The 23920-nt window shown below is 43.5% G+C and carries 22 protein-coding genes, 5 tRNA genes and 2 pseudogenes; 9 read left to right on the forward strand and 20 right to left on the reverse strand.

The window, feature by feature from the left end; translation table 11 throughout:
* A pseudogene (locus NIE88_RS11015) lies at positions 1-184 on the forward strand (hypothetical protein); the annotation flags it as partial.
* A gap of 512 nt (positions 185-696) precedes the next feature.
* Here the strand turns inward: NIE88_RS11015 and NIE88_RS11020 are convergent.
* From NIE88_RS11020 to NIE88_RS11050, 7 genes are all read right to left on the reverse strand, one after another.
* Positions 697-2772 (reverse strand): peptidoglycan D,D-transpeptidase FtsI family protein, encoded by a 2076-nt coding sequence (locus NIE88_RS11020; protein ID WP_253062123.1) that lies wholly within the window; start codon positions 2770-2772, stop codon positions 697-699.
* A gap of 340 nt (positions 2773-3112) precedes the next feature.
* A tRNA-Ser gene (locus NIE88_RS11025) sits at positions 3113-3202 on the reverse strand.
* Positions 3203-3210: 8 nt separating this feature from the next.
* Positions 3211-3287: transfer RNA gene (locus NIE88_RS11030), tRNA-Ile, on the reverse strand.
* A gap of 3 nt (positions 3288-3290) precedes the next feature.
* Positions 3291-3363 (reverse strand) — tRNA-His (locus NIE88_RS11035).
* Between the two features lie 27 nt (positions 3364-3390).
* A tRNA-Met gene (locus NIE88_RS11040) sits at positions 3391-3464 on the reverse strand.
* A 1-nt stretch (position 3465) separates the two neighbouring features.
* Positions 3466-3540 (reverse strand) — tRNA-Asn (locus tag NIE88_RS11045).
* A gap of 167 nt (positions 3541-3707) precedes the next feature.
* Positions 3708-4346: an NfeD family protein gene (locus NIE88_RS11050; RefSeq protein WP_253062125.1), complete on the reverse strand. Its 639-nt coding sequence runs from the start codon at positions 4344-4346 to the stop codon at positions 3708-3710.
* 236 nt (positions 4347-4582) lie between these two features.
* Here NIE88_RS11050 and yqfZ point away from each other — a divergent pair, with 236 nt between their 5' ends.
* Both yqfZ and ispG read left to right on the forward strand, forming a co-directional pair.
* The gene (gene yqfZ / locus NIE88_RS11055) at positions 4583-4930 is read left to right on the forward strand and encodes a protein YqfZ (protein ID WP_253062127.1); all 348 of its coding nucleotides are present in this window, start codon (positions 4583-4585) and stop codon (positions 4928-4930) included.
* A gap of 132 nt (positions 4931-5062) precedes the next feature.
* Positions 5063-6172: a flavodoxin-dependent (E)-4-hydroxy-3-methylbut-2-enyl-diphosphate synthase gene (gene ispG, locus NIE88_RS11060; RefSeq protein ID WP_309247034.1), complete on the forward strand. Its 1110-nt coding sequence runs from the start codon at positions 5063-5065 to the stop codon at positions 6170-6172.
* Positions 6173-6638: 466 nt separating this feature from the next.
* Here the strand turns inward: ispG and NIE88_RS11065 are convergent, their stop codons facing one another.
* The 3 genes from NIE88_RS11065 to NIE88_RS11075 form a co-directional block, all read right to left on the reverse strand.
* On the reverse strand, positions 6639-7217 hold the full coding sequence (locus NIE88_RS11065) for a nitroreductase family protein (protein WP_253062129.1): 579 nt from the start codon (positions 7215-7217) through the stop codon (positions 6639-6641).
* 129 nt (positions 7218-7346) lie between these two features.
* Positions 7347-7703 carry a hypothetical protein gene (locus NIE88_RS11070; RefSeq protein ID WP_253062131.1) on the reverse strand — a complete coding sequence of 119 codons (357 nt, stop codon included), beginning with the start codon at positions 7701-7703 and terminating at the stop codon, positions 7347-7349.
* Between the two features lie 82 nt (positions 7704-7785).
* Entirely contained in the window at positions 7786-8637 is an 852-nt protein-coding gene (locus NIE88_RS11075) for a sensor histidine kinase (RefSeq protein ID WP_253062133.1), read from the reverse strand.
* 453 nt (positions 8638-9090) lie between these two features.
* Between NIE88_RS11075 and NIE88_RS11080 the strand changes: the two genes are divergently transcribed.
* Complete coding sequence (locus NIE88_RS11080; RefSeq protein WP_253062135.1) at positions 9091-9354, forward strand: DUF2624 family protein; 264 nt, start codon at positions 9091-9093, stop codon at positions 9352-9354.
* 68 nt (positions 9355-9422) lie between these two features.
* On the opposite strand, the gene NIE88_RS11085 is transcribed toward NIE88_RS11080, so the two are convergent.
* A complete protein-coding gene (locus NIE88_RS11085; protein WP_253062137.1) occupies positions 9423-10319 on the reverse strand; it encodes a deoxyribonuclease IV in 897 nt (298 codons plus the stop codon).
* A gap of 216 nt (positions 10320-10535) precedes the next feature.
* Between NIE88_RS11085 and vrrA the strand changes: the two genes are divergently transcribed.
* Together vrrA and NIE88_RS11095 are read left to right on the forward strand one after the other, a co-directional pair.
* Positions 10536-11141, forward strand: coding sequence for a VrrA/YqfQ family protein (gene vrrA, locus NIE88_RS11090; protein ID WP_253062139.1), 606 nt, complete (start codon positions 10536-10538; stop codon positions 11139-11141).
* Positions 11142-11233: 92 nt separating this feature from the next.
* Positions 11234-12196: a 4-hydroxy-3-methylbut-2-enyl diphosphate reductase gene (locus NIE88_RS11095; RefSeq protein WP_253062141.1), complete on the forward strand. Its 963-nt coding sequence runs from the start codon at positions 11234-11236 to the stop codon at positions 12194-12196.
* A gap of 218 nt (positions 12197-12414) precedes the next feature.
* On the opposite strand, the gene aroD is transcribed toward NIE88_RS11095, so the two are convergent.
* On the reverse strand, positions 12415-13167 hold the full coding sequence (gene aroD / locus NIE88_RS11100) for a type I 3-dehydroquinate dehydratase (protein ID WP_253062143.1): 753 nt from the start codon (positions 13165-13167) through the stop codon (positions 12415-12417).
* A gap of 497 nt (positions 13168-13664) precedes the next feature.
* On the opposite strand from aroD, the pseudogene NIE88_RS11105 reads away from it, so the two are divergent.
* The 3 genes and pseudogenes from NIE88_RS11105 to aroB all read left to right on the forward strand — a co-directional run.
* A pseudogene (locus NIE88_RS11105) lies at positions 13665-13853 on the forward strand (thiamine pyrophosphate-binding protein); the annotation flags it as partial.
* Between the two features lie 186 nt (positions 13854-14039).
* Complete coding sequence (gene aroF / locus NIE88_RS11110; RefSeq protein ID WP_253062145.1) at positions 14040-15041, forward strand: 3-deoxy-7-phosphoheptulonate synthase; 1002 nt, start codon at positions 14040-14042, stop codon at positions 15039-15041.
* A gap of 2 nt (positions 15042-15043) precedes the next feature.
* The gene (gene aroB, locus NIE88_RS11115; RefSeq protein WP_253062146.1) at positions 15044-16126 is read left to right on the forward strand and encodes a 3-dehydroquinate synthase; all 1083 of its coding nucleotides are present in this window, start codon (positions 15044-15046) and stop codon (positions 16124-16126) included.
* Between the two features lie 126 nt (positions 16127-16252).
* On the opposite strand, the gene NIE88_RS11120 is transcribed toward aroB, so the two are convergent.
* The 8 genes from NIE88_RS11120 to NIE88_RS11155 form a co-directional block, all read right to left on the reverse strand.
* Entirely contained in the window at positions 16253-17377 is a 1125-nt protein-coding gene (locus NIE88_RS11120; RefSeq protein ID WP_253062147.1) for a Nif3-like dinuclear metal center hexameric protein, read from the reverse strand.
* A gap of 27 nt (positions 17378-17404) precedes the next feature.
* On the reverse strand, positions 17405-18112 hold the full coding sequence (locus NIE88_RS11125; protein ID WP_253062148.1) for a tRNA (adenine(22)-N(1))-methyltransferase: 708 nt from the start codon (positions 18110-18112) through the stop codon (positions 17405-17407).
* A gap of 274 nt (positions 18113-18386) precedes the next feature.
* Positions 18387-19496, reverse strand: coding sequence for an RNA polymerase sigma factor RpoD (rpoD, locus tag NIE88_RS11130; protein ID WP_253062149.1), 1110 nt, complete (start codon positions 19494-19496; stop codon positions 18387-18389).
* Between the two features lie 21 nt (positions 19497-19517).
* Complete coding sequence (gene dnaG / locus NIE88_RS11135; RefSeq protein WP_253062150.1) at positions 19518-21326, reverse strand: DNA primase; 1809 nt, start codon at positions 21324-21326, stop codon at positions 19518-19520.
* Between the two features lie 38 nt (positions 21327-21364).
* Positions 21365-21814, reverse strand: a complete 450-nt coding sequence (locus NIE88_RS11140; RefSeq protein ID WP_253062151.1) for a YaiI/YqxD family protein — start codon at positions 21812-21814, stop codon at positions 21365-21367.
* 460 nt (positions 21815-22274) lie between these two features.
* Positions 22275-22910, reverse strand: a complete 636-nt coding sequence (gene ccpN, locus NIE88_RS11145) for a transcriptional regulator CcpN (RefSeq protein ID WP_253062152.1) — start codon at positions 22908-22910, stop codon at positions 22275-22277.
* Between the two features lie 39 nt (positions 22911-22949).
* Positions 22950-23705, reverse strand: a complete 756-nt coding sequence (recO, locus tag NIE88_RS11150) for a DNA repair protein RecO (protein ID WP_253062153.1) — start codon at positions 23703-23705, stop codon at positions 22950-22952.
* A 38-nt stretch (positions 23706-23743) separates the two neighbouring features.
* Complete coding sequence (locus tag NIE88_RS11155) at positions 23744-23893, reverse strand: YqzL family protein (RefSeq protein WP_253062154.1); 150 nt, start codon at positions 23891-23893, stop codon at positions 23744-23746.
* Positions 23894-23920 lie beyond the last annotated feature (27 nt).

Here is a 23920-nt window from a genome sequence, read left to right on the forward strand (position 1 = left end):
AGTGGTAAAGCAATATGTTCCATCCAAAATTATGCCTGCCATTTCGTTGATGATTGGCCTTGCAGCAGGGTTCACATTTACTGAAGGAACCATCAGAGAACATATATTCAATGGAATTGCGATCGGGCTCGCCGCTAGTGGGCTTTTTGATCTATCAAAGATACCTGCCAAAAACAAAAACTGATTCTCCAATCGAATCAGTTTTTGTTTGTTTAAAGAAAATCTAGTTCTGAATGATTGAGATCATAGTCAGAGGATCATATATAACGATTAATAAAATGGGTTTGAAACATAAAAACGTTTGCAATGAAGTGTTGAAACGACCACAGTTAACGACTTTTCTCAACTTCAGAAAGATAAGAGCAGCTGAAAGTCTACAAAGATATTGATCTTTAATTGTTTTGATTTTGGTAAGCAATTCCTATTCATCAAATCAGAATTTTGCTCCAGCTTCCTTCAGATCCCACTCAGACACCCCAGCCATCGCTAACAGTTCCTGCTGGCGAACCTGTAGCTGTTGTCGATGCCGGGCGCACCTAAAAAGCCAAACGCTAATGGAGCACTGACGTTTGGCTCAAGAAAAATCTGTATAAATTTTGTTTTATTAGCTTGTTTACTTTACAGGGGACAGACCCGGATAACTTTAGGGGAGGGCAGTTCATACAACCAAAAACCGTTAATATAGTTGCATTTTATTTAATTCCCCTGACTTGTATAATGATAATACTTGTCGTACTCTTTATACATTTCAAGAGCTATTTCCTGATTTTGATGCCCATTTCGTACCCTTGGCACAACGACCGCGATTGCGACTTGCGGATCGTCATACGGCGCATAGGAAACCAAGGTTTCATTATAAAGTTTTTTGTCTTTTTTATCAATCTGCGCCGTGCCGGTTTTTGCCGCTACTTTATACTTTTGTCCTTGTGAGTAAAAGACACCGCCGGTTCCGTCGGCACTATGGGTAACTAAATACAAGCCGTGCTGCACACGAGCCAAATCACGTTTATTGTTGCCAATCGTGTTCAGCACTTTAGGTGTAACGCTGTACACAGTTTTGCCAAGCTGATCCGGGTCGCTGCCGGGCTTATGCACAGACTCAAGAAAATGTGGCTGCATCCGATAGCCGCCATTGGCGATCGTTGAAATATACTGAGCCATTTCAATTGGCGTGTACGTATCATACTGACCGATCGCAAACTGATGAATCAGCCCGGAGTAATCCGGCATGCCGCCATTATATCCGGTCCCTTCGGTTGGCAGATCGACACCGGTTTTGACGCCCATTCCAAATTGGCTGTATCCGTTTCGCAAATCATTCACTGCTTTTACGAACTTCGCACTATAAGGAGAAGGAAATCTCGCGTTATAATGGCCCCCTGCCGACGATAAAGAAATACCCGCCATATTCGACACAATTGCCGCCATGAATACGTTCGATGAATGCTGCAGTGCCGTTTCCGGAGTCTGCATCCCCAGTCCGCCTGGTTCCCATGAAGAAAAAGAATCATTGCCCTCACCCGGATATTTAATCTCCATGTCGTAAAAATGTCCCGGAACAGCATGATGCTGAAAACCAATGAGTTCCGTTGCCCCTTTGACCGCGGACCCCATTTCAAATTGAGAGGTGATTGTGTCACTTGACACATCTTCAAACTTGCCATTCACATATTTCTTGCCGCCAACGGCCAAAATCGCACCTGTTTTCGGATTCATCATGACCGCGTAAGCACTGTTGTTCTGACCGTTGCCTCCTATTGATCGTGCTGCCAATATTTTCTGCTCCAATACTTGATTGAGTTTCTTTTGCAGCCTGATATCAATGGTCAGCTGCAGATCATCCCCTCGCTGTCCAGCTTTAATCGTGGGATTTCCGACCGGAAGCCCTTTTTCAGTCTTGTAAGTCAGCGTCATCGGAACGCCGCGCAAATAATTTTCATATTGATTTTCAAGATAACTGATGCCAACATCCGTGTTTCGGCTGTATCCCTGAGCCAGATAGCCAGTAATTTTATCTTCAGGTATCGGACCCATCTTACCTACGTAGAACGGTTTGTCTTTAATATACGTTCTTGAAGAGACATCGGCGGTCTGAATTGTGCCACCGAAATCATTCAAGTGATCGACCACGTTAATGTATTCCTTATCGGCGACGTTTAAACCCCTTTTGATAATGTAAGGACTCAAATTTGATGCCTGATTGAATTCATGCTGAATGGCCATCACTTGAACATCTTTTTTCGAATAACCTTTTAATTCGGATTTCGGAACTTTGGATAGAAGAAGCTTGTACAATTGACCTTGCTTCTTTGCGTACTTTTTTTGTTCCGCTGCGGTCAAATATTTATTATACGCATCACTTAATTTCTTGAATTTAGTAAGAATATAATACTCTTGCTTATCTCTCGTTGAAACACGGGAAATCGCTTTTTTATCCATCGTCAAATAGTTGGAAAGCTTTTGTGCAAGCTTCAGCCCTTCTTTAGCGCTGATACCCGCATTGCGAATATAGACAACCGCCAGCTCCGCTTTATTATCCGCAAGGGTTACCCCGTTCGTGTCAAATATCTTTCCTCGCGCGGATTCAATACGTGCCGATTGCGTATTGTTATCCTTTGCAAGCGCTTGGTAATAATCTCCTCTGACAATTTGGATATAGCCTAACCGCAGAATTAATCCGGCAAACGCCACAAACACGACAAGAAAGAGTATATTCAGCCTGAGTGGCAAATTGTGCTTTGTTCCTTTATTTTTCACTGTTTCCTTAGCCACTTTTTCCCCTCCTCGGCTGCAGATTCATAAGTATACGCCTCTTATAGATGTGCTTTGCTCCAGCTATATGTATTCGTTACTTATTCCTTTTTTAGAACAATCAACAAAAATTCGTTCAAAAAAATCGATGATTTCATGCAAACAGCAAAATCGAATGCCATGATTCAAGTGCTGACGGCAATCTATGTTTTATTTTAAAGTTGCACAGACAGTCTGTCAAAAAAAGTTCCTTTTCAGGATGATTGTCAAGAGCAGCATTTACAAACAAAAATAAAACACCCGGAAATGCCTTTAAATGGCTACTTCCGAGTGTTTGCAAGGTAATACTTATGTATACCAACGGAGGAAGAGGGATTCGAACCCCCGCGAGCCGTGAAGCCCCTGTCGGTTTTCAAGACCGATCCCTTCAGCCAAACTTGGGTATTCCTCCATGATAAGTGGTGGACCCTGTAGGACTCGAACCTACAACCGGACGGTTATGAGCCGTCAGCTCTAACCAATTGAGCTAAGGGTCCACGGGCGGTTAGTGGGGATCGAACCCACGCATGCCGGAACCACAATCCGGTGTGTTAACCACTTCACCATAACCGCCATTGTGAAGTGAAGTAAAACAAAAAATAGCGGCGGGGGGGATCGAACCCTCGACCTCACGGGTATGAACCGTACGCTCTAGCCAGCTGAGCTACACCGCCATGGCTCCACAGGTAGGATTCGAACCTACGACCGATCGGTTAACAGCCGATTGCTCTACCACTGAGCTACTGTGGAACAAAATCAGAACAAGAATTAATTTATCACAAGCGCTAAGGCTTGTCAATAAAATCTTTTATTCGTTAATGCCTGTCCCAACGACAAGAAATAATATACCATAATTGGTTGTAAATGACAACATCTATTTTTAAAACAATTTGTATTGCTGATCAATGCTCAATTCCTTAGTTCTCACCATCAACCTGATCGATAAAAATACGTGTCCCATCAACAGAAATTACTTTAACGGCAGCATTCTTCTCCAAGAAAATACCGTCTGTGATTGCGCTGTAATTTTTCCCGTCAATTTTCACTGTGCCGACCGGATGGAATGGAGTCATCGTCTTTCCCTCTTTGCCAATCAGCTCGTGATAATCACTGTTAATGGAATTATAGCCCTTGTCGCTGGAAAGCTTGTCATGCAGCATCAATTTATCAAGATAATCGCGCTGAGGCAATATTTTTCGAAAGAAAAGCGACCCGCAAGCCCCAATGACGAAGGCAATACCAACCAGCATGCCGTAGAGAAGAGTCGGGGTGGGAAGCGCACATCCAAGTACCATCAGTATAAAACCGAATACGCCGATGATCCCAGTCGTAAACAACTTGCCGTCAATGATGATGAGAAGCAACCCGCCAATGAGCAGCAAAAAAATCCAGGGTGAAGCCTGATCTGTAAGAAAATGCAAAAAATAGTAGATAAAAAGGCCGCTTGCGGTCAGTGCGAGCAGTCCTTTTGCTTTAACAAGCAGCTCCGCGAATAAAAAGCACGAGGCAAGTAAAATAACGATAAAACCACCTGCAGGATATGTGAGCAGATCCATTACGTTCCTCCTCTTTTATATAGAAGCAAATCATTTTTCTTTCTTTTATCTATGTGTTATACGAGTTAATTGCTTTCTTCCAATATTAATTAAACCATACACCATGGTTGAGGAAAAGGCTTTAAAAAAAATAGTGAGTTTATTTCAAAAAACAAGCATATTATGCGACCCTCCGGCATATAGATGTTAGTAGCGCACTTATTGGTGTAAATACGTTTTGAACGGAGCAAAAAAAGATGAAAAAAAGATTCTTCACCATTCTGTTTCTTTTGATGTGTTGGACAAGCTACGCAGATCTGAGTTCAGGTTCTCTTCCTGCAGGGAATGCAGCATCGGAGCCTGCAAAACCTGCAGCATCAGAGAAGGCAGTAATCGCCTATCAAAGAGTCACCGTTGCTCCCGGAGACACCTTACTCTCAATTACCGAGCGAATCAATGAAAACCAGCAGTCCATAGAAAAAGTACTGAAGGACTTTGCTGTACTTAACCCCTCAGTTGATCCCAACCATCTTCAGATCGGAAAAACGTATGCTTTTCCTAGTTATGACAAGGCAGACGATTCATCGGCTGCATCAACACCTTAATCATTGGGAAACCAGTTATGTAAAGTCTTTCACATGGGGAATATTTCAGGCAGGCCGCTCCAATTCATGGTATACTGACCATACCGAAAGATTCACAAATCATTCACTTATTTATAAAGGAGCGAATCGCTCGTGTCTGAAATTACACATCGTACGAAAACGAGAAAAATCAAGGTTGGCAACCTGACGATCGGCGGATCTAACGAAGTCATTATACAAAGCATGACAACAACAAAAACGCGAGACGTTGCAGCAACCGTCGCGCAAATCCACCGTTTAGAAGATGCCGGTTGCCAAATGGTTCGTGTTGCATGTCCGAACATGGAGGACGCGCTCGCAATTCCGGAAATAAAAAAACAGATTCATATTCCACTTGTTGTGGATATTCATTTTAACTATAAATTGGCATTAAAAGCGATCGAAGGCGGTGCGGATAAGATCCGGATCAATCCTGGAAACATCGGCAAACAAGAAAACGTCGAAGCAGTTGTCCGTGCGGCAAAAGAGAAGCATATTCCGATACGTATCGGTGTGAATGCCGGATCGCTTGAGAAACATATTTTGGATAAATACGGCTATCCTACAGCAGACGGAATGGTTGCGAGTGCCCTCCATCATATTAAAATCCTCGAAGATCTTGATTTTCATGATATTATTGTTTCCCTGAAAGCATCAAACATTGATTTGGCTGTCGAAGCCTATGAAAAAGCAGCGCGCACATTTGATTATCCGCTCCATTTAGGTATTACCGAATCGGGTACATTATTTTCTGGTACAGTTAAGAGCGCGGCTGGTCTCGGTATCTTGCTTAATAAAGGGATTGGCAATACGATGCGCATCTCCCTCTCTGCAGATCCAGTGGAAGAAATCAAAGTCTGTCGTGAATTGTTGAAGACATTCGGGCTGACCAATGCCGCCACATTAATCTCTTGTCCGACATGCGGACGCATCCAGATCGATCTAATCAAAATCGCAAATCAGGTGGAACAGTACATTTCCAAGATTAATGCACCGATCAAAGTTTCTGTGCTCGGGTGTGCAGTCAATGGTCCGGGTGAAGCGCGCGAAGCTGATATCGGTATCGCCGGTGGCAGAGGCGAAGGACTTTTATTCCGTCATGGTGAAGTAATTCGGAAGGTACCTGAGGATCGCATGGTTGAAGAATTGAAAATTGAAATTGATAAACTAGCCGAAGATTATTTTGCAAAAAAGAAAGCAGAACAAGAAAAAGTTAATATTTAAACTGAAAATCAGAACCAAAGTTAACTTATTCCTTAGTATAGAATCCGTCAAGACTGTAAAAAAACAGCATCGGCGGATTTTTGCTTCTAAAAAATATCGAATTAGAAATGTCTATATAAAAAGAAACGCCGACCAAAAGGATCTTTCCTTTCGCATTGTGTAGAAGATCGGTCGGTGTTAAAAGCCTTGGCCTCGCTAAATTTTTTCTTATACTATAAGGTTTTCTGAACTTCCACCATTGATTCAGTACCCCAACCTCTCTCCTGCCTGTTCTTTAAGATCTCAAAGTGAATTTATGCTACGCTCCGACTGCCCGCAATTAATAAGGCTTCTCACAGGAACCCGCTGCCCGCGCACGGATTCATCATTCATGTCCTGTATCTTTCTCAGCTTGTAAAAAAGGTATCTCAAAGCCAAAAACGGACTTTTGAGATACCACGTATTATTTCATTCACTTCATCAGTTCTTATGCGTTGACCCATTCAGTAATTTCCGCCACTGACTTACGTTCCGGAACTTTTGGAACAGCTCCTTCAGCCGGATAGCCGAGATATACAAAACCGATGATGTGACCTTTTTCAGATACACCGAACTGTTCCTTAGCTTCTTCTGTATAGGCTGCTCCGCCGGTTCGCAGAATGGTTCCGAGTCCAAGCGCATGTGCGGCGAGCATCAGATTCTGCGCCGCAATGGCACCGGCTTCGATGTCCTCAATTTCATACGCGCGTGGATTATCGCTTGGCTCTACCGTCACGACAATGATGACCGGCGAACGTTTGGCGCTTAATACCCCTTTTTCATATGCTGCTTCCAGAGCAGCTTGGTCTGCATTTTCAAGATTCTTCTGATTCAGCCTGCCGTATACATCGCCCAGTTTATTCCGCCCTTCACCGGTCAGTACAATAAAATGCCACGGTTCTGTATTCATATGATTCGGCGCTCTTCGCGCCGCATCAAGAATTTGTTCAATTAATTCTTTAGATGGCTCTTTGTCTGACACCTTGCGCACCGAACGTCTCGTTTTTATCGCTTCCATTGTATCCATAGCATTCATTCCTTTTTTTTAAGTTCCATTTATCTCATGTTAAGTGTATCATTTATCACATACTCATCTCTAATAATATGCTTGCCAAAACAAAAGAATCCTTACCGAAGTAAGGATTCTTTTGTTTTTTTACCAAAATAACGGTGAGAGCAACTGAATCAATACAGCTAAGCATCCGATGCCAATTGCCCATCCGCCTAAAGTACGAGCACCTTCTCTGAGTGCTATATAACCGATGATGATACCGGCTATACCTAAAACGATCGGCAAAAAGAACAGGGCAATTACAGAGCAAATCAGTGCAAGCCAGCCGACACCCTTGCCACCTTCAACGATGCGTCGATGGCCTTCTCCATCTGCACGCCCTCTTTCCGCCTCCGGATCATATTGATCGGCGGCCAATTCCTTTGCGTACTCCTCATTACGATACGCACTTTGCTTATCGTATAATGAGTCTTCATCGTGAAAATGATCCTTATCAGCCACAATGACCCCTCGCTTTCATTTTAGGATCAGGTATAGTGTGACTCAGAATGATCATTTTCACAGATGCACTTTATGGAAAAAATTATGGCGAGACAAACGGAAGAAAGAAGCTGACGGTTGTTCCCTTTCCCACGACACTGCTCACACAAAATGTGCCTCGGTGATCAGCGATAATTTTTTTGCAAAGTGACAAACCAATGCCCGTCCCTCTTGACTTTGTTGTATATAAAGGCTTTCCCATCTGTTTTAGGACATCTGTTTCAACCCCCGGACCGTTATCGATCAGCGCAAAGCGATAGCCCTTATCTTCCACACTGCCACGAAACATGATCTTTTTTTCATGAGTGTGTCCGTCAAAAGCCTCAAGTGCATTGCGAAGCAAGTTGATCATGACTTGTTTAATCTTGTCAAGATCAACTTTGCAAACGTTCTCAGAATAGGAAATGTCATAATCAAAAGTGACTTTATGAACAGCACATTCTGATGACAGAAATGCTATGAGTTTCTTGCAAAGCTCATCAGGGTTCATGCGGACAAATGTACTCTTTCTTAAAGACAGGGTAAGAAAGTTTTCCAAAATCGTATACATGCGTTCCACTTCTGATAAAATAATCGGCTGAAATTTGTCATACTCTTTCGTATGACCGCACAATTGAATAAAACCTTTAATTATGGTTAAAGGATTTCTTAATTCATGGGCGAATTCACCAACAAGACGTGACATCATTTGTGTCCGATAACCAACCAGAATTATTTTCCCATCTCTTGAAAAACCATTATATAGAATGCCGAGATCTTGATCGCTTAATTTATCTCTCAGCAATGCAGAGACAATATCGTCGCTTTTCATGATCGTATTCAAATAATCCTCAGCTTCGACAGCGGTCTGTTCCGTAAAAAAGTGGAGAAATTGCGGGCCAAATTGATCAACCAATACCTGTCCCTTTTTGTTGCATTCTAATATTCGACCATCAGGGTTCATGCAAAATCGCATCTCTAAGGATAATTGTTCTTCAAATTGATACTTTTCGGAGACAGAAAGTAAGGAATCTCGGTAAATAATGGTTATCACTCCCTCTGCAATAGTAACAACTTTTTTTCACCATTCCCCAAATGAAAGCATACGATAACGCGCTGTGTCCCTTTCAAGCCGAAAAACAGGTTTCTCTGTTCACCGGAAGAAGATGATACGGACACTGTTTTTTATCTTTCTTGATGTCCTTAATTATACTTTAATCATTTACATTGTGACACATTTATTGGCAATTATTGTTAGACAAGTTCCGACATTTTTCAGAAAAATCAACCGTAACGACCTCGCATTAATTAACGTTTCGAGTCATAGTCTATTCAGTAAATAAAATTCTTGAGTGCAGGGGTGAAGCATTTGAATCCATTTATTGAACAGCTTGTCATTCAAAAGATGAATCGACTGACTTCTGAGGAACTTTATAAATATGCTGAACAATACGATATTGCAGTAACCAAGCAGCAAACTGCGAATATCGCTCGCCGTGTGCAAAATCAAAACATTAATCCGTTTCAGCCGCAGGGACAAAAAAGGCTTCGAAAAATTTTGGATGAAGAAATCGGTGCGACACTTGCTGCACGTCTTGAGCAGCAATTCGAGCAATTGGCAAAAAATTTATAATCCTGCATAAAAATTCCGAAGTTCTTTTAACAAGGGCTTCGGAATTTTTCTTAAACAGTTGGCAATCATTAATTGCCGGTTTCAATATCATGAATTAATGATTCATTAAATTTCTGCGTTTTAAACATATTGATTTCATATTTATAAGGCGGTTTTTTATTTTTCTTGTCCGCACCGACATAAGGTGTTTCCAAAATTTTAGGCAACACCTCAAACTGCGGATGGTGCACAATATAATTAAGTGCATGAAAACCAATCGTACCAAGTCCTATATTTTCATGACGGTCTTTACGCGATCCCTCAGCGTTCTTACTGTCATTCACATGCACGACTTTAATCCGATCAACGCCAACGATTTGATCAAACTTGCTAAGCACTCCGTCAAAATCTTCTGCAATCGGATAACCTGCATCATTTGTATGGCATGTATCGAAACAAATGGAAAGTTTTTCATTCAAATGCACCCCATCGATGATTCGGGCAAGATGCTCAAAGTGGAATCCACATTCACTGCCCTTGCCTGCCATTGTTTCTAGGGCGATCTGCACGGTATCCCGTGCTTCAAGAACTTCGTTTAACCCCTCAACAATTTTATTAATCCCCGCATTGACACCGGCACCGACGTGTGCACCAGGATGCAGAACAATTTGTTTTGCACCGAGTGCTTCCGCACGATCAATTTCTTTACGCAGAAATGAAACACCGAGCGCAAATGTTTCCGGCTTCACCGTATTTGCTATATTTATGATATACGGAGCATGAACGACGACTTCTCCCACGCCGTTTTCCTCCATATGTTTTTTGCCGGCCTCAATATTTAACTTCTCAATCGGCTTTCTGACCGTATTTTGCGGTGCGCCGGTATAAATCATCATAACATTTTCTCCGAACGACACAGCCTCTTCACTGGCGCCAAGAAGCATCTTAGCACCGGACATATGAACATGTGATCCAATTTTCAGCACAGACAACCCCCTCCTATACCTTGCTATTTTACCATAGATGCTGCTTTACATGCTCTGCAAAGGAATTCCCGCATTTGTCACCGAATAGGCGCCGCAACATAAACTAAATTATCAACGAGTATCTTACCTTTTATCAACAGATTTAAATGGACAGATCTATGATTTTAAAACTTAAGGATGCATCATAATCTCCGTAAAAGAAAGGAAGGATTTAACATGCCACCGTTTGAGCATGGGCACACGCAGCCATTCTACCGGAATTCGCCACCGACCAATACCCTACCCATGACTCCAACACGCGGCTTTCCACCAATTTTTCCAAGAATGCCAGCACAACCACCACCGGCTCCCGCTCCCCTGCCTGCGTCTCAAGGAACAGGTGGTCTTGGCGGATTCATTGCTTCATTTCTTTCACAAAACACAGCCGGCACAACAGGAAATCTGAATTTGCCTGGAATAATCACGAACGCTCAAAAAGCGATTCAGACAGCTCAAACCGTTCTGCCAATGATTCAACAGTTCGGTCCGCTCGTTAAGAACGCTCCGGCCATCTTAAGTGCGCTGAAGGGGATGCAGGGAGAAACAGAGAAGACCGAAAAGGATAAATCGGACACTACAGAAAAAACGAACTCGTCTGCTGCCTCCGATAAGAACTCAGATAATCATTCAGACAGTTCAGTCCATAGCTCAGAAAAAATAAATAACAAAAACACAAAAAGTGAGCAGAGTGCATCCGGTTCAAGCAAAAACAATATCTCTGATTCTTTATTGAACAGTGACCGTTTGCCCACCAAACCATCTGTACCGCGAATGTATATTTAACGGCTGCGAATTCATTGTGTTCCCACCCCACCTCATTTATAATAATTGAGTAAATCCAATTACTGCGTGTAGTGCAGAACGGGGAGAATGACATGGACGTTATTAAAGTCTCGCCGCGAGGCTATTGCTACGGTGTTGTCGGCGCTCTGGTCATCGCGAGGAAAGCAGCGATGAATCCGGATTTGCCAAGGCCGATCTATATACTTGGAATGATTGTGCATAATCAACATGTCACTGAGGCACTAAAGGAAGATGGAGTAATCACGCTGGATGTGCGCGGTAAGAGACGCACTGAACTGCTTGATGAAATCGACCATGGTACGGTTATTTTTACGGCTCACGGAGTTTCACCCGAAGTGCGGCAGTTAGCAGAACAAAAAGGACTTACTTCAATTGACGCGACATGTCCTGATGTAACAAAGACACATACATTGATTAAGGTAAAGAAAAAAGAGGGCTATCACGTAATCTATATTGGTAAAAAAGGGCACCCTGAGCCTGAAGGAGCACTTGGCGTCGCTCCGGATCGTGTTCATCTTGTTGAAAGCATTGAGGACGTTGATCAGCTCCAGCTCGATACGGACAAGATTCTGATCACTAACCAAACGACAATGAGTCAATGGGACGTCATGGATCTGATGAATTATATTAAAGCCAAATACCCGCAGGCGGAAAATTGCAACGAAATTTGCCAGGCAACGCAAACACGTCAGGAGGCGGTTGCAACACAAGCAAAAGAGGCCGATCTGCTGATCGTCGTCGGCGATCCGCGAAGTAATAACTCAAACCGTCTCGCTCAGGTATCAAAAGAAATTGCAAAGACCCGTTCCTATCGGATTGCTGACTTATCGGAGCTCAAGCTTGAATGGTTGAATGGCGTGCAAAAAGTTGCTGTTACAGCCGGTGCCTCAACACCCACGCAACTAACTAAGGAAGTGATTCTTTTCCTTGATCAATATGATCCGAAAGATCCAGAAACATGGTCTACCGAAAGCCGAGCGGCAAAAAATAAAAATATTTTACCAAAGATTAAAGTAAAAACCAGGAAAAGTTAATCAGACTCATCTGCTTTGTTTGCCTCCCGGCACCCAAATGAATCACTCTTTTCATAGAAAAGAGACCATTATCCCACCTGCCGCCGCGATGAGCCCCCCCACTGCTCTGCTAAACGAACTAATCCTGTGCATTGTTGGGTAGGTAATAGGTGGATTGGCTTCAAAATCTAACGATCTGATGCAGTTGGATACTGCGTGCTGATCCCATACGTATCCGTTTAGTTAGTCTGCAGTTGATTCAGGATTTGTTCCAAAAACCCCACTTCGATCTGCCCGGGAGCAGAAGCTTGATCTACACTGCCGAATGTAACCGCCGATCCGGTAACCGAACCGCTGATTCTTGACAGTTTGCCTAAAGCTCCCATGGACATCGTAATAACTGGAACCGTCATTGCTTCACTCGCTTTTAAGGTTGCATTCATCAAGACCAGCACATCCGCCGGCGAGCAGGGCATTACCGCAATTTTTGCGATATCCGCGTCTTCGGCCTCCATTTTTTTCAAGGTCGAAATGATGACAGACTCAGGCGGGGTATCTGAAAAATGGTGTGCACTGAAAATGACCTTTCTCCCCATTTCATGTAACCGGTTAACTAAACTCCTTCGCGTCTCGGCGGGACGAGAAAGCTCCAAATCGAATGCGTCTGCCAGTCTCCGTTTCGCCAGTGTTATATACAGTTGAAAATATTCCTCTTCTCCAATTGATTGTTTTCCTCCTTCATTCACGCTTCTGAATGTGACGAGCAGAGGAATTTGCCCCAGCACAACTTGAAGCTGGCCTGCAGTATTCAGAAGATCAGTCAAAGAACTGTTTTTCATAAAGTCAATGCGCCACTCAATAAAATCAACCGGACCTGCAAGAATCTGTTCAGCCGAGTTCACCACTTCTTCTTTTGTAGTGGCGGTGATCGGCACACAGATTTTCTGACGACCGGATCCGATCGTCAGTTTTTTTAATAGGACAGCATTCATCGTTTTCCTTCTTTTCCATTTTTTATCGAGAGCGTAGCACGCAATCTGAACTCTGTCAATCAGAAGCGGTCAATCTATTGAATGGTAATTTTTGAATTTATCTTGACATTCATCATACAAATTGTTATTGTAATTCACACCAACTGGTTTAGGAGTTTTTAAAATGATGATAAAACGGAAAAGTTGTTTTCAAAACAATCGATACGATTACTTTGGCTGGTTTAGTTAGTGTTTGTATCCGCGAGTCACGCAGATGCAAACACTTCCGTTTGCATCTGTGCCGGCCAAAGTTGTTTTTCATGTATTAAAAAAACAAGCCGCATAGATGTTGTCCGATTCAAGGTCAATAAACTGTGTGGCTTTTCCTATTTCCGGTGAATGATCCCGAAGAGAGTCCCGCGGTTTACTGATAACCGCGGGATTTTTTTCAGTTCATACAGTTGTTTTTCCCCCAAAAACAGGAAGGAGTGAAGGAGGTATGAAAATCAATTTGATCGATCAATTATGTGTCAATGCTGAGCTGTGACTGTATTGAGCGAGCGGGATCGGGACATCCGAGGCCAGCGCTCGGGGCTGCTCCAATGGCTTACATTTTGTGGCGCAATCATCTGCGCCTGAACCCGGAAGACCCAAAATGGTTTAACCGCGACCGATTTGTTCTGTCGGCAGGCCACGGATCAGCCATCCAACTTGGAGCATATCCATTCGGAGCCAGCGGTTCGGCAGCCAAACTTCTGCAAGCCTACGGATTTACCGAAAATTATATAGTCAATCAGTATTTGCAACTCGCTGATTCTGTATCTCCATCGATCAAAAGCAGGAACAATTAGTGTCAAAGATATTCAAAACCATTTTAAAGTGAGGTAAATTATATGATCATCACGTTTAAACAAACAGTCACACCGGAAATACAACAGGCATTCCATTCAAAATTCAGAAACCTGCGTAAGCAAGTATTTATGTCCGGCCTGCGAATGGCGGTTGTCGGTCTTGATCAATATCGGTTTACAGATCATGAATCTGAGGTCATTGAACAAATCATTTCGGAAACGCCGTCTTATGTTCAGGCAAGCCGCAACTTTCATCCTGCCGACAGCACTGTTCAGCTGCCTCACTCAAAAATCGGTGCCAACGCCTTTACAATCATGGCCGGTCCATGTTCTGTTGAGTCGGAGGATCATATTCGGCGTATGGCTGAGATTGCCCGCCTTGGCGGTGCATCCGTTCTACGTGGCGGAGCATTTAAACCGCGAACCTCGCCCTACACCTTCCAAGGTCTGGGTGAAAAAGGACTGCGCTACCTGCGCAAAGCTGCGGATGAAAATGGAATGGATGTCATTACCGAAGTTATGGATGAAACCCATGTGCCGCTCGTTGCGGAATACACGGATGTAATGCAGATCGGTGCAAGGAATATGCAAAACTTTTCTTTATTAAAAGCCGTGGGAAAGACCGCTATTCCAGTTGCACTCAAACGCGGGATGGCCGCTTCCATTGACGACCTTCTGAATGCATCTGAGTATATTGCCAGCAACGGCAATACTGATATTATTTTAATTGAACGCGGAATCCGGACTTTCGATCACAAATACACCAGAAATACTTTTGATGTGGCGGCTGTTCCAGTCCTGCAGAAACTGACACACTATCCAGTCATTGTTGATCCGAGTCATGCCGTCGGTTTTAGAGACTTGGTCGCTCCCGCCGCATACGCCGGCACTGCCGCCGGCGCCAGTGGTATCATCGTTGAAATTCATGACCGTCCGGAAAAGGCCGTGTCCGACGGTCCGCAAGCGCTCAAACCTGATGACTACCTCACCATGGCAAAATGTATTGCCGCACTTCGGAAATGCATGGAATCATGGGAGGACTAACCGTGAAAATATCCGTAGCACTGCCGCATAAAAAGTACCCAATATTCATTGAACGCGGAATTCTGGATCAACTGGGTTTACTGCTTACCGGAATCTGGTCGCCGCGAAAAATAGCCCTTATCAGTGACACCCATGTTGCGCCGCTCTATCAGGAACGCATCATCCGGCAATTGCAAACAGCCGGATTCCGCGTCGTTGCTTTTCAAGTTCCCGCCGGTGAATCGTCCAAAAACTGGGAGATCGCGGTCCGACTATACCGATCACTGGCAAACAACCAGTTCACACGGTCTGACGGCGTACTTGCGCTTGGAGGGGGTGTTATCGGCGATCTCGCAGGTTTCGTTGCCTCAACCTATATGCGCGGTATTGCTTTCATTCAAATTCCGACTTCACTTTTAGCACAGGTGGACAGCAGCGTTGGTGGAAAAACAGCGATTAACTTAGATACAGCTAAGAATATTATCGGTACGTTTTACCAGCCTGATGCCGTTTTTATTGATCCTGACACGCTGAAATCACTGCCGCAACGTTTTATTTGCGAAGGCTACGCCGAGATTATCAAAATGTCCGCATTAGAAGGTGGGACATTTTGGCAGATGACTGGTGAGATACACCATCCGGATGAAATTATCACACATGTAGAGCCACTCATTCATCAAAGCATTTCCTACAAAGCAAAGGTTGTCTGCAGAGACGAGAAAGAAGCAGGCCTTAGGCAGATTCTGAATTTTGGGCACACAATCGGCCACGCGATCGAGCTTCTTTCAAATGGTGCACTCGCTCACGGTGAAGCCATCAGCATTGGGATGGTTCAAATAGTACAATTATTCGAAGCTTATGATCTGACGAAAGACAGTATTTCAGATGGTTTGATGCAGCGGCTTAATCAAGCGGAGCTTCCGTTAAATTCGCCACTAATTGGAACCGCAGACTTTTACCGACAAATTATAAATGATAAAAAAAATCATGGGGGCATGCTGAACCTCATCTATCTGAAAGCACCCGGCCGACCTGCCATGCACTCGATCCCAATTGATCGGGCTAAATTGTTTTTCACAGGAAAAAAATCATTTGAAACTGAATAATAAGCAGAGTTGTCTCAATACAGCCGCTCATTGTTGTGCAGCCTTCATCCGGCACCATTCTGAAACAAGCCCTCTCACACTTATATTGAGAGGGCTTGTTTCTATGGTTTCTGTCCGATTTTCTAATTAAACGATAAAACGAAATGGATTGGTTACCGACTCTGAAATCAGCACTTCTGTATCAGAATGTTCTTCTTTAATAACCTGAGTTAAATACTGCTGCACGCCTTCCTTCATCACGCGCTCAATATAATGGCCCGCATCAATAACATTAAGCCCGCTGAGCAACGCGTCATGAGCCGTATGATAGTAAATGTCACCACTGATCAGCGCGTCTGCCCCTCTGTATTTCGCAAAGGGAATTAAACTGTTTCCATCGCCTCCTGAGACCGCCACCGTGCGAATCAATGCATCTGCCGGCCCAACAGCGCGCAGGCCGTCAATACCGAGCTTTTCCTTTACGAGCAGGCAATATTGTTCAAATGGCACGGCTTCCGGAAGTTTTCCAATTCTGCCGAGACCGTATGCTTTTCCCTTATTTTTAATAGGAATTGCCTGATAGACAGGTTCCTCATATGGGTGTGCATGAATCATTTTTGTCACAATGGATTGAAGCAGATGTTCAGGAACCGTTACCTCGATCCGCTGTTCACCGGCTTTTTCCAATTTCCCCACTGAGCCGAGATAAGGATTAGCACCTGACTGTGGAAGAAAGCAGCCCGTTCCCGGAACAGAAAAACTACAATGACTGTAGTTACCGATCGCACCCGCCCCTGCATCACCTAGAACTTGCCGCATCGTATCAGCATGGCTTTGAGGAACATAAACGACGAGTTGATACAATGGCTCGTGATAGGTCGGCTGTAAAATCTCCGTATGCCTCAATCCAAGCTGTGCGGCGAGCATATCATTCACCCCGCCTTCAGCAATATCAAGATTAGTATGTGCTGCGTAGACAGCGATATCATGCTTGATACATTGGGTAACAATTTTCCCTTGCCCTTCATCGGAGCGAACATACTTAAGCGGATGAAAAATGAGCGGGTGATGGGCGACAATCAAATCGGCATGTTTTTCTGCCGCTTCCTCAGCAACATTTTCCAATACGTCGAGCGTCACTAGGACACGTTTTACGTTCTTGTGCAAGCTTCCAACTAAGAGACCGATCTTATCCTTTTCATAGGCTAATTTTTTCGGCGCCCATTCCTCGAAGCGCTGAATGAGCCGTTCTCCGGATATCCATTTCTCCATCTTAATCGCTTCTCTCTTCCAAAAATTTCAGTTCTGATTCAGGCATACTCGGATTAAACGCAGTTCGCGTTCGCTTTCTTCTCTTTTCCGAGCCAGTTCAGCCGTTTGCTCTGCCTGGCCGAGCGCCTGCAAAATTCTGATTAACCGTTGCTCGCGTCTTTTCCATTTTTTTAGAAACACTAATTCTTTTCTTATGGACAGAATCGGACCCATTTTTAATTCTAGTTCGGAAAGTTTCCTCGCAGCCGTCTCTTTTCTGGCCAAAATGATTTCATAAATATGTGGGGGCTCCTCAACGATCGCTTCATTGATGATTGTCCAGCTGTTTTCATTTAACCATTTTCGAACGCTTGCTTCGCGAATATTCGGTTGTAATATCAAGGCGGTTTCTTTGTTTATTTTTGCCTTGCCGCGCTCCAAAATATCCGTAATCAGCTCGCCGCCCATTCCGGCAATGACAACGGCATCTGCTTCACCTGGTTCACGAATCACATCAAGACCGTCCCCCAACCGAACATCAATGTACCTTTGAAAGCCAAGAGCTGCAACATTTGATGTCGATTGATGAAAGGGGCCGGAACGCACCTCACCGGCAATAGCCCTTAATGCCCGGCCATCTTGAATAGCTCGACAGGGTAGATGTGCGTGATCCGATCCGATGTCTGCTAAGCATCTGGACTTAGGGATAAATTGAAGCACTGCTTTTAATCGAGGAGATAAATGTATCGTATCCATAATCACAATCCTTATATTCGTCATCACTATACCAACAGTTATCGTATCACAAACACCAATTCAAATAAAAAAACAATCTAAATTAGAAATTGATAACGTTTTCATTTTATATTAAAATAAAAGAAAGAGTGGAATGTCAAATTTTTTCCAAATTAATCCAATTAAAATTTGCATCTTCTCGATAAACTTATTAAAATGAATAACAAAGAGATCACTGCAATTCATGATCTATTGTATTGGCACAAAAAAAATTGCCCCCGATGGGAGCAACCGCTTAGTCAAGAAAATCCTTTAATTGCTTGCTCCTACTTGGATGGCGGAGTTTGCGCAATGCTTTGGCTTCAATCTGACGAATACGTTCCCTTGTGACTCCGAACACCTTGCCAACTTCCTCCAAAGTTCGTGTTCGCCCGTCATCAAGGCCGAATCGCAGTCGCAATACATTTTCCTCACGATCCGTGAGGGTATCAAGAACATCTTCTAATTGTTCTTTTAACAATTCATAAGCAGCCGCGTCAGAAGGAGCTTTCGCATCCTGATCTTCGATAAAATCGCCTAAATGCGAATCGTCTTCCTCACCAATTGGTGTTTCAAGGGAAACCGGTTCCTGTGCGATTTTCAATATCTCCCGCACTTTATCCGGTGACAGTTCCATTTCTTTGCCGATCTCTTCAGGCGTGGGTTCGCGTCCCAGATCCTGAAGTTGCTGTCTCTGAACGCGAATCAGTTTATTTATGGTTTCGACCATATGCACCGGGATACGAATGGTTCGCGCTTGGTCGGCAATTGCCCGTGTGATGGCCTGACGAATCCACCATGTAGCGTACGTACTGAATTTAAAGCCTTTTGTATAATCAAATTTTTCAACGGCTTTCATTAAGCCCATATTGCCTTCTTGGATAAGATCGAGAAAAAGCATTCCTCGGCCAACATAGCGTTTTGCAATGCTGACTACAAGACGAAGATTGGCCTCGGCTAGTCTCCGTTTCGCACTCTCGTCGCCGTCATTGATTCGTTTTGCGAGCGTGATTTCCTCATCCGCAGACAAAAGATCAACACGTCCGATTTCTTTTAGATACATTCTGACGGGGTCGTTAATTTTGACACCCGGAGGAACACTGAGATCGTTCAGATCAAATTCCTCTTCTTTATGATGCTTCTCACTGGAAGCCGGCCCTTCGGATTCATCTGAGACGTCAATGCCTTGATCGGCAAGCGCCTCATAAAATTCATCCATCTGTTCCGGTTCCTGATCAAATGGAGCAAGTCGGGTCGTGATTTCCTGATAGGTGAGAGAACCTCTTTTTTTGCCCAGTTCAAGCAGCTGCTCTTTCTCCTGATCCACTGTTAATTCTTGATCCGTCTTGCTGACTTTTCCAGCCATTTGACCCCCTCCTTCCAAATCCTAATCATGTTCCGATTGATAATGGCCTAACTGTTTCTTCACACTGATCATCTCGGACAGCAGCCGGGCAGCAAGCTCATAGTCTCCGCTTTGTTCGGCCTTTTTTCTCTGCTCTTCCCTATCCGCAATCAGTGATGATTGAGAACGCCTGATGACCTGACGCATACAATCTTCAATTTCCTTCTCATCCGCCTGTTCACTCATCGGCATCAAGGACAGCTCCGTAGCCTTGCGCTGCAACGCCGGATCTTCCAGTTTTTGCAAAAAAAGTCCTTCATCCGGCGGATTTCCTTGTGCATAGTAGGCATAAAGATACGCAGCCAAGGCTTGATGGATATCATTGCTAAAAGAACCGCCTACTTTATCCTGAACCTGATCGGAAATCTCCCTGCTTCTCATCATTCTTGCGAGCAGTCTTCGCTCCGCCATTTCATAGGCAGGTGGGATTCGATTGCTCCGGGTAAGCGGTGCGGTACGCGTGATTTGCTTTTCTCGCCTTTGTACCATGATGCTCATCTGGTGCAGCTGTTTTTTCAGGGAATCAAGAGAAATTGAAAATTCCTCCGAAAGCAGTCTAAGATAGTGATCACGTTCGACCGCACGATGCTGCGCAGTCAATTCCCTCAATACATCTTCAATATAGAGGAGGCGATCTCCTTCATCACTTAGATTCCTTTTTCTTCGGAGATAGTTCATCTTGAAAGTCATCAGTGTCTGGCTTGCCCCTATTACATCACTTTTAAATCGATCACCGCCAAACTTGCGAATGTAGTCATCGGGGTCGAGACCTTCCGGCATCGTTGCTATTTTTATGACCTTCCCATTTTTCTGAAGCATCTCAGCCGCTCGAAAGCTGGCTTCAATGCCTGCAGTATCCGAATCGTAACAAATAATAATTGTATCGGCCATTCGCGTCAGTGCTGCCGCCTGTGCTTCCGTTAAAGACGTTCCCATCGAAGCAACACTGCAGGCTACCCCTGCTTGGTGCGCGCGGATAACATCAACATAGCCTTCAAGGAGCACTGCCAGACTGTTTTTACGAATCGCCTGCCTCGCCAGATGATAACCATAAAGGATACTTCCTTTATGAAAAACATCAGATTCAGGTGAATTCAAATACTTGGGTTTATCCTCCCCAAGTGTCCGTCCTCCGAAGGCAACCGTTTTGCCCCTCATATTAAAAATCGGAAAAATAATTCGGTTTCGAAATCGATCAAAGTATTTATTGTCGAAACCACGCTTTTTAATCAAACCAACGCGCTCCATCAGTTCAAGACTGACACCCCTCTTCTGAAGCAGCTTCGTAACGGCATCCCAACTTTCAACGGCATATCCGATACGGAATCGTTCGATCATTTCCGATGTAAATCCACGTTCTTCAAGATATTTAATTCCCGGTGCACCATACTTTGCAGTTGTAAGTAAATAATGATAAAATTTTGTTAACAGTTCCAATCCTTCAGTCATTTGTTTCTTCTTTTGATCATTTGGATCTGAATGACTATTTTTCGAAAAGGAAGGGCCTAAATCAATATTCGCACGATCTGCAAGCGATTGGGCAGCTTCTGAGAAAGACATCCCTTCAATTTCCATAATGAAAGTGAACAAATTGCCGCCGGCTCCGCACCCAAAGCAGTGATAAAGCTGCTTATCCGGTGATACGGAAAAAGAAGGTGTGCGCTCAGAATGAAAAGGACAGAGACCGATATAATTCTTTCCCTGCTTTTTTAACTGCACGTAGTTGCCAATCACATCAACAATATCCAGAGATTTCCTAATTTGTTCGATAACCTGTTCCTGAAGTTGCAAAAGGCCATGCACCACCAGTATTCTTACTTATTTATATCCTAATGATCGAGTCGGCATAACAGTTTTGTTAAAGCTTCGGAAAATTTTTTCCGGTTTTGATCTGTAAACGGCCGAGGTCCCCTCACTTTTTCTCCGGCATTTAATGCTTGATAAGCCTGATACCTTTGTTCAAGAAGCATATCAATGTTGCGTTCGTCAATCAGCAGACCGCGAATGGACAGCACAAAGACACGGCGTCTTGTAAGCAGCCCCGCAAGCCCCACATCCTGAGTGATGACAATATCATTCGCAGATACATGATTCACAATATAAAGATCGGCAGCTTCCTTCCTTTGGTCGACAAATACCCATCTGCCCTCCCGGTTCGGCGAGTAACTGGCGTATGAAGCGACAAATATGGGCTCCAAACCGAACGACTGCGCAATCATTATTATTTCTTTTTTTACAGGACATGCATCTGCGTCGACAAATAACATGATTTTTTTCATCATAATAAGCATTCTCTATTTCCTGTTAAAAATCCTGCATGTACTTTTATGTTTTTATTTTTTAAATAATGTCACAAATTGTCGAATAAAGTAGAGGACAACAAGATATTATTATAAACTAAAATCAATTATTAGGGTAGAGAAAAGTATTTTCTTTTTTCGCTGGCTGTGTTAAAAGATTATGCTGTTTGCCACTATTTATTGACACATTCACGGAAAGCGCAAATTTTTCATGTCGTTCAGCTTACTGAAAGATTCACCTGTTTGATGTATTGAAAACATAAAAATGTGGACGTAATCTTTTTAAGCACATTTGCAGCAATGAGTGTCGTCCTCATTAGAAACAAAAGCCCTCATCGAATTCTCAGCAAGCTGCAACCTATTGCTTGATTGCCAAAAAACGGTTAATAACTATGTATTTGAAACGGCATTCTACAAAAAAACACAGGCAGTTGTCTTTCTATTTTCTGACATTGTTTCTATTCGCAAGACTTACGAAAGCCTTTGTAATATTTGTTTTCGTCATTCGCCCGATCACTTCCAATCCTTTTTCTTTTTGACGCACAACGGGAACAGCATCAATTTCCTTCGTGATCAGCAGCAAAGCGACATCTAAAACCGTATCGTTATGCTTGCAATAGGCAATGTTTGGCATACGCGACATAATGACGCTGACCGGAACCTGATTCATATCCTGCGATCCAATAGCAATTCTCAACAAATCTTTCCTTGAAAGAACACCGGCTAACAAACCATCATCATTAACCACAAATAACGAACCGACGTCCTCAACAAACATTTCGCACACTGCTTTGTAGGCAGATGCATTTTCAGTTATGACAACGGGAGAGGAATGAAAATTCTTGATTTTAAGCTTGGCAATTTCTTCAGAAAGAATCGTATCCGGCGTTTGCCCGGTATAAAAATATCCGACTCTCGGGCGTGCTTCGAGAAATCCGGACATTGTAAGAATAGACAGATCCGGTCTAAGTGTTGCACGTGTTACTTTCAAATGCTCTGCAATTTGTTCTCCAGTAATTGGCGCCTGATTTTTGACAATTTCAATAATTTTATGTTGTCGATCAGATAGATCCAAAACAGTCCCCTCCCCAATTGTTTAAGTCTCTGCTAATCATTAATCATTCATTTGGTTAAACTTAGATAATTGCTCGATAAATCGTCTCGAACGCAGTTTAATTCCTGCGTTTTGCTCATAATAAGCATATATGATGGATCCAATCTCGCCAATAGTTTTGGCTTTTAATGAGACCTTTCCTAATCTGTTAATGGGAACAGTCCGTATCAATGGCAGTAATTTTTGCACTGCTCGACTCATAACAAGCGCATACTCATCAAATTTCGCACAATCCATGCAGAGAAATCCGCCTTCAGAAATGGAAAAAAGATAATGATCTTTTTTATTGCCGCAATGAATGCACCGATTTAACACGGGATCAATTCCGGCAAGCGGCATCATTTTCAGTGCGTACATCGATGACAGCACAGCAGGATCAGTACCTTTTTCCATCAGAAGCAATGTATCGCGCAATAAGTGATAATAAGCTTGAGAAGGCCGTCTTTCATCCGTGAGCCGATCTGTAAGCTCTAAGATCAGTGCGGCATGTCCCATTTTCTCAATATCCTCTCTGATTGAACGAAAAGAATTCAATGGTTCTGCTTGATAAAGCACGCCAAGGCCTCTGCCTTTACGAAACAGGCAGAGGCCGTAGAAGAGGACCTGACTCACTGCGGAGAGCTGATTTTTCGGCTTTTTGGCTCCTCTCGCCATTAACCCGATTTTGCCAAACTCTTTTGTGTACAGTGTTACGATTTTATTGGTTTCTCCATAATCGGTAGTACGAATGACAATGCCTTCCGCTTTGGACATCATCGTGATCACATCTTCCTTATAACAGGCCGATGGCCTGTTTATGCCCCGGCGTGTTCTTTTATATCATTCATTCGGCTGTCGTTCGGCTGCTTTTGTTCTTCGCCCTTTTCTTTTTCTATTTCTTTAATTAAAAGATAAGGTCCAATGGCTCCTGTCATACAAAATAACTTCCAACTGAGATCCAACATGTTTCTCATCCTTCCCATCTTTTCTCC

The organism is Sporolactobacillus shoreicorticis (assembly GCF_024125445.1).
Taxonomy (GTDB): domain Bacteria; phylum Bacillota; class Bacilli; order Bacillales; family Sporolactobacillaceae; genus Sporolactobacillus; species Sporolactobacillus shoreicorticis.

Excerpts from the sequence above, each read along its gene's own strand:
- NIE88_RS11095 (WP_253062141.1), top strand. The coding sequence starts at position 11,234 with ATGGACGTTATTAAAGTCTCGCCGCGAGGCTATTGCTACGGTGTTGTC.
- aroD (WP_253062143.1), bottom strand. The coding sequence starts at position 13,167 with ATGAATGCTGTCCTATTAAAAAAACTGACGATCGGATCCGGTCGTCAG.
- rpoD (WP_253062149.1), bottom strand. The coding sequence starts at position 19,496 with ATGGCTGGAAAAGTCAGCAAGACGGATCAAGAATTAACAGTGGATCAG.
- aroF (WP_253062145.1), top strand. The coding sequence starts at position 14,040 with ATGATCATCACGTTTAAACAAACAGTCACACCGGAAATACAACAGGCA.
- NIE88_RS11120 (WP_253062147.1), bottom strand. The coding sequence starts at position 17,377 with ATGGAGAAATGGATATCCGGAGAACGGCTCATTCAGCGCTTCGAGGAA.
- recO (WP_253062153.1), bottom strand. The coding sequence starts at position 23,705 with ATGATGTCCAAAGCGGAAGGCATTGTCATTCGTACTACCGATTATGGA.
- NIE88_RS11065 (WP_253062129.1), bottom strand. The coding sequence starts at position 7,217 with ATGGATACAATGGAAGCGATAAAAACGAGACGTTCGGTGCGCAAGGTG.
- NIE88_RS11050 (WP_253062125.1), bottom strand. The coding sequence starts at position 4,346 with ATGGATCTGCTCACATATCCTGCAGGTGGTTTTATCGTTATTTTACTT.
- NIE88_RS11140 (WP_253062151.1), bottom strand. The coding sequence starts at position 21,814 with ATGAAAAAAATCATGTTATTTGTCGACGCAGATGCATGTCCTGTAAAA.
- NIE88_RS11155 (WP_253062154.1), bottom strand. The coding sequence starts at position 23,893 with ATGTTGGATCTCAGTTGGAAGTTATTTTGTATGACAGGAGCCATTGGA.
- yqfZ (WP_253062127.1), top strand. The coding sequence starts at position 4,583 with ATGAAAAAAAGATTCTTCACCATTCTGTTTCTTTTGATGTGTTGGACA.
- vrrA (WP_253062139.1), top strand. The coding sequence starts at position 10,536 with ATGCCACCGTTTGAGCATGGGCACACGCAGCCATTCTACCGGAATTCG.
- NIE88_RS11125 (WP_253062148.1), bottom strand. The coding sequence starts at position 18,112 with ATGGATACGATACATTTATCTCCTCGATTAAAAGCAGTGCTTCAATTT.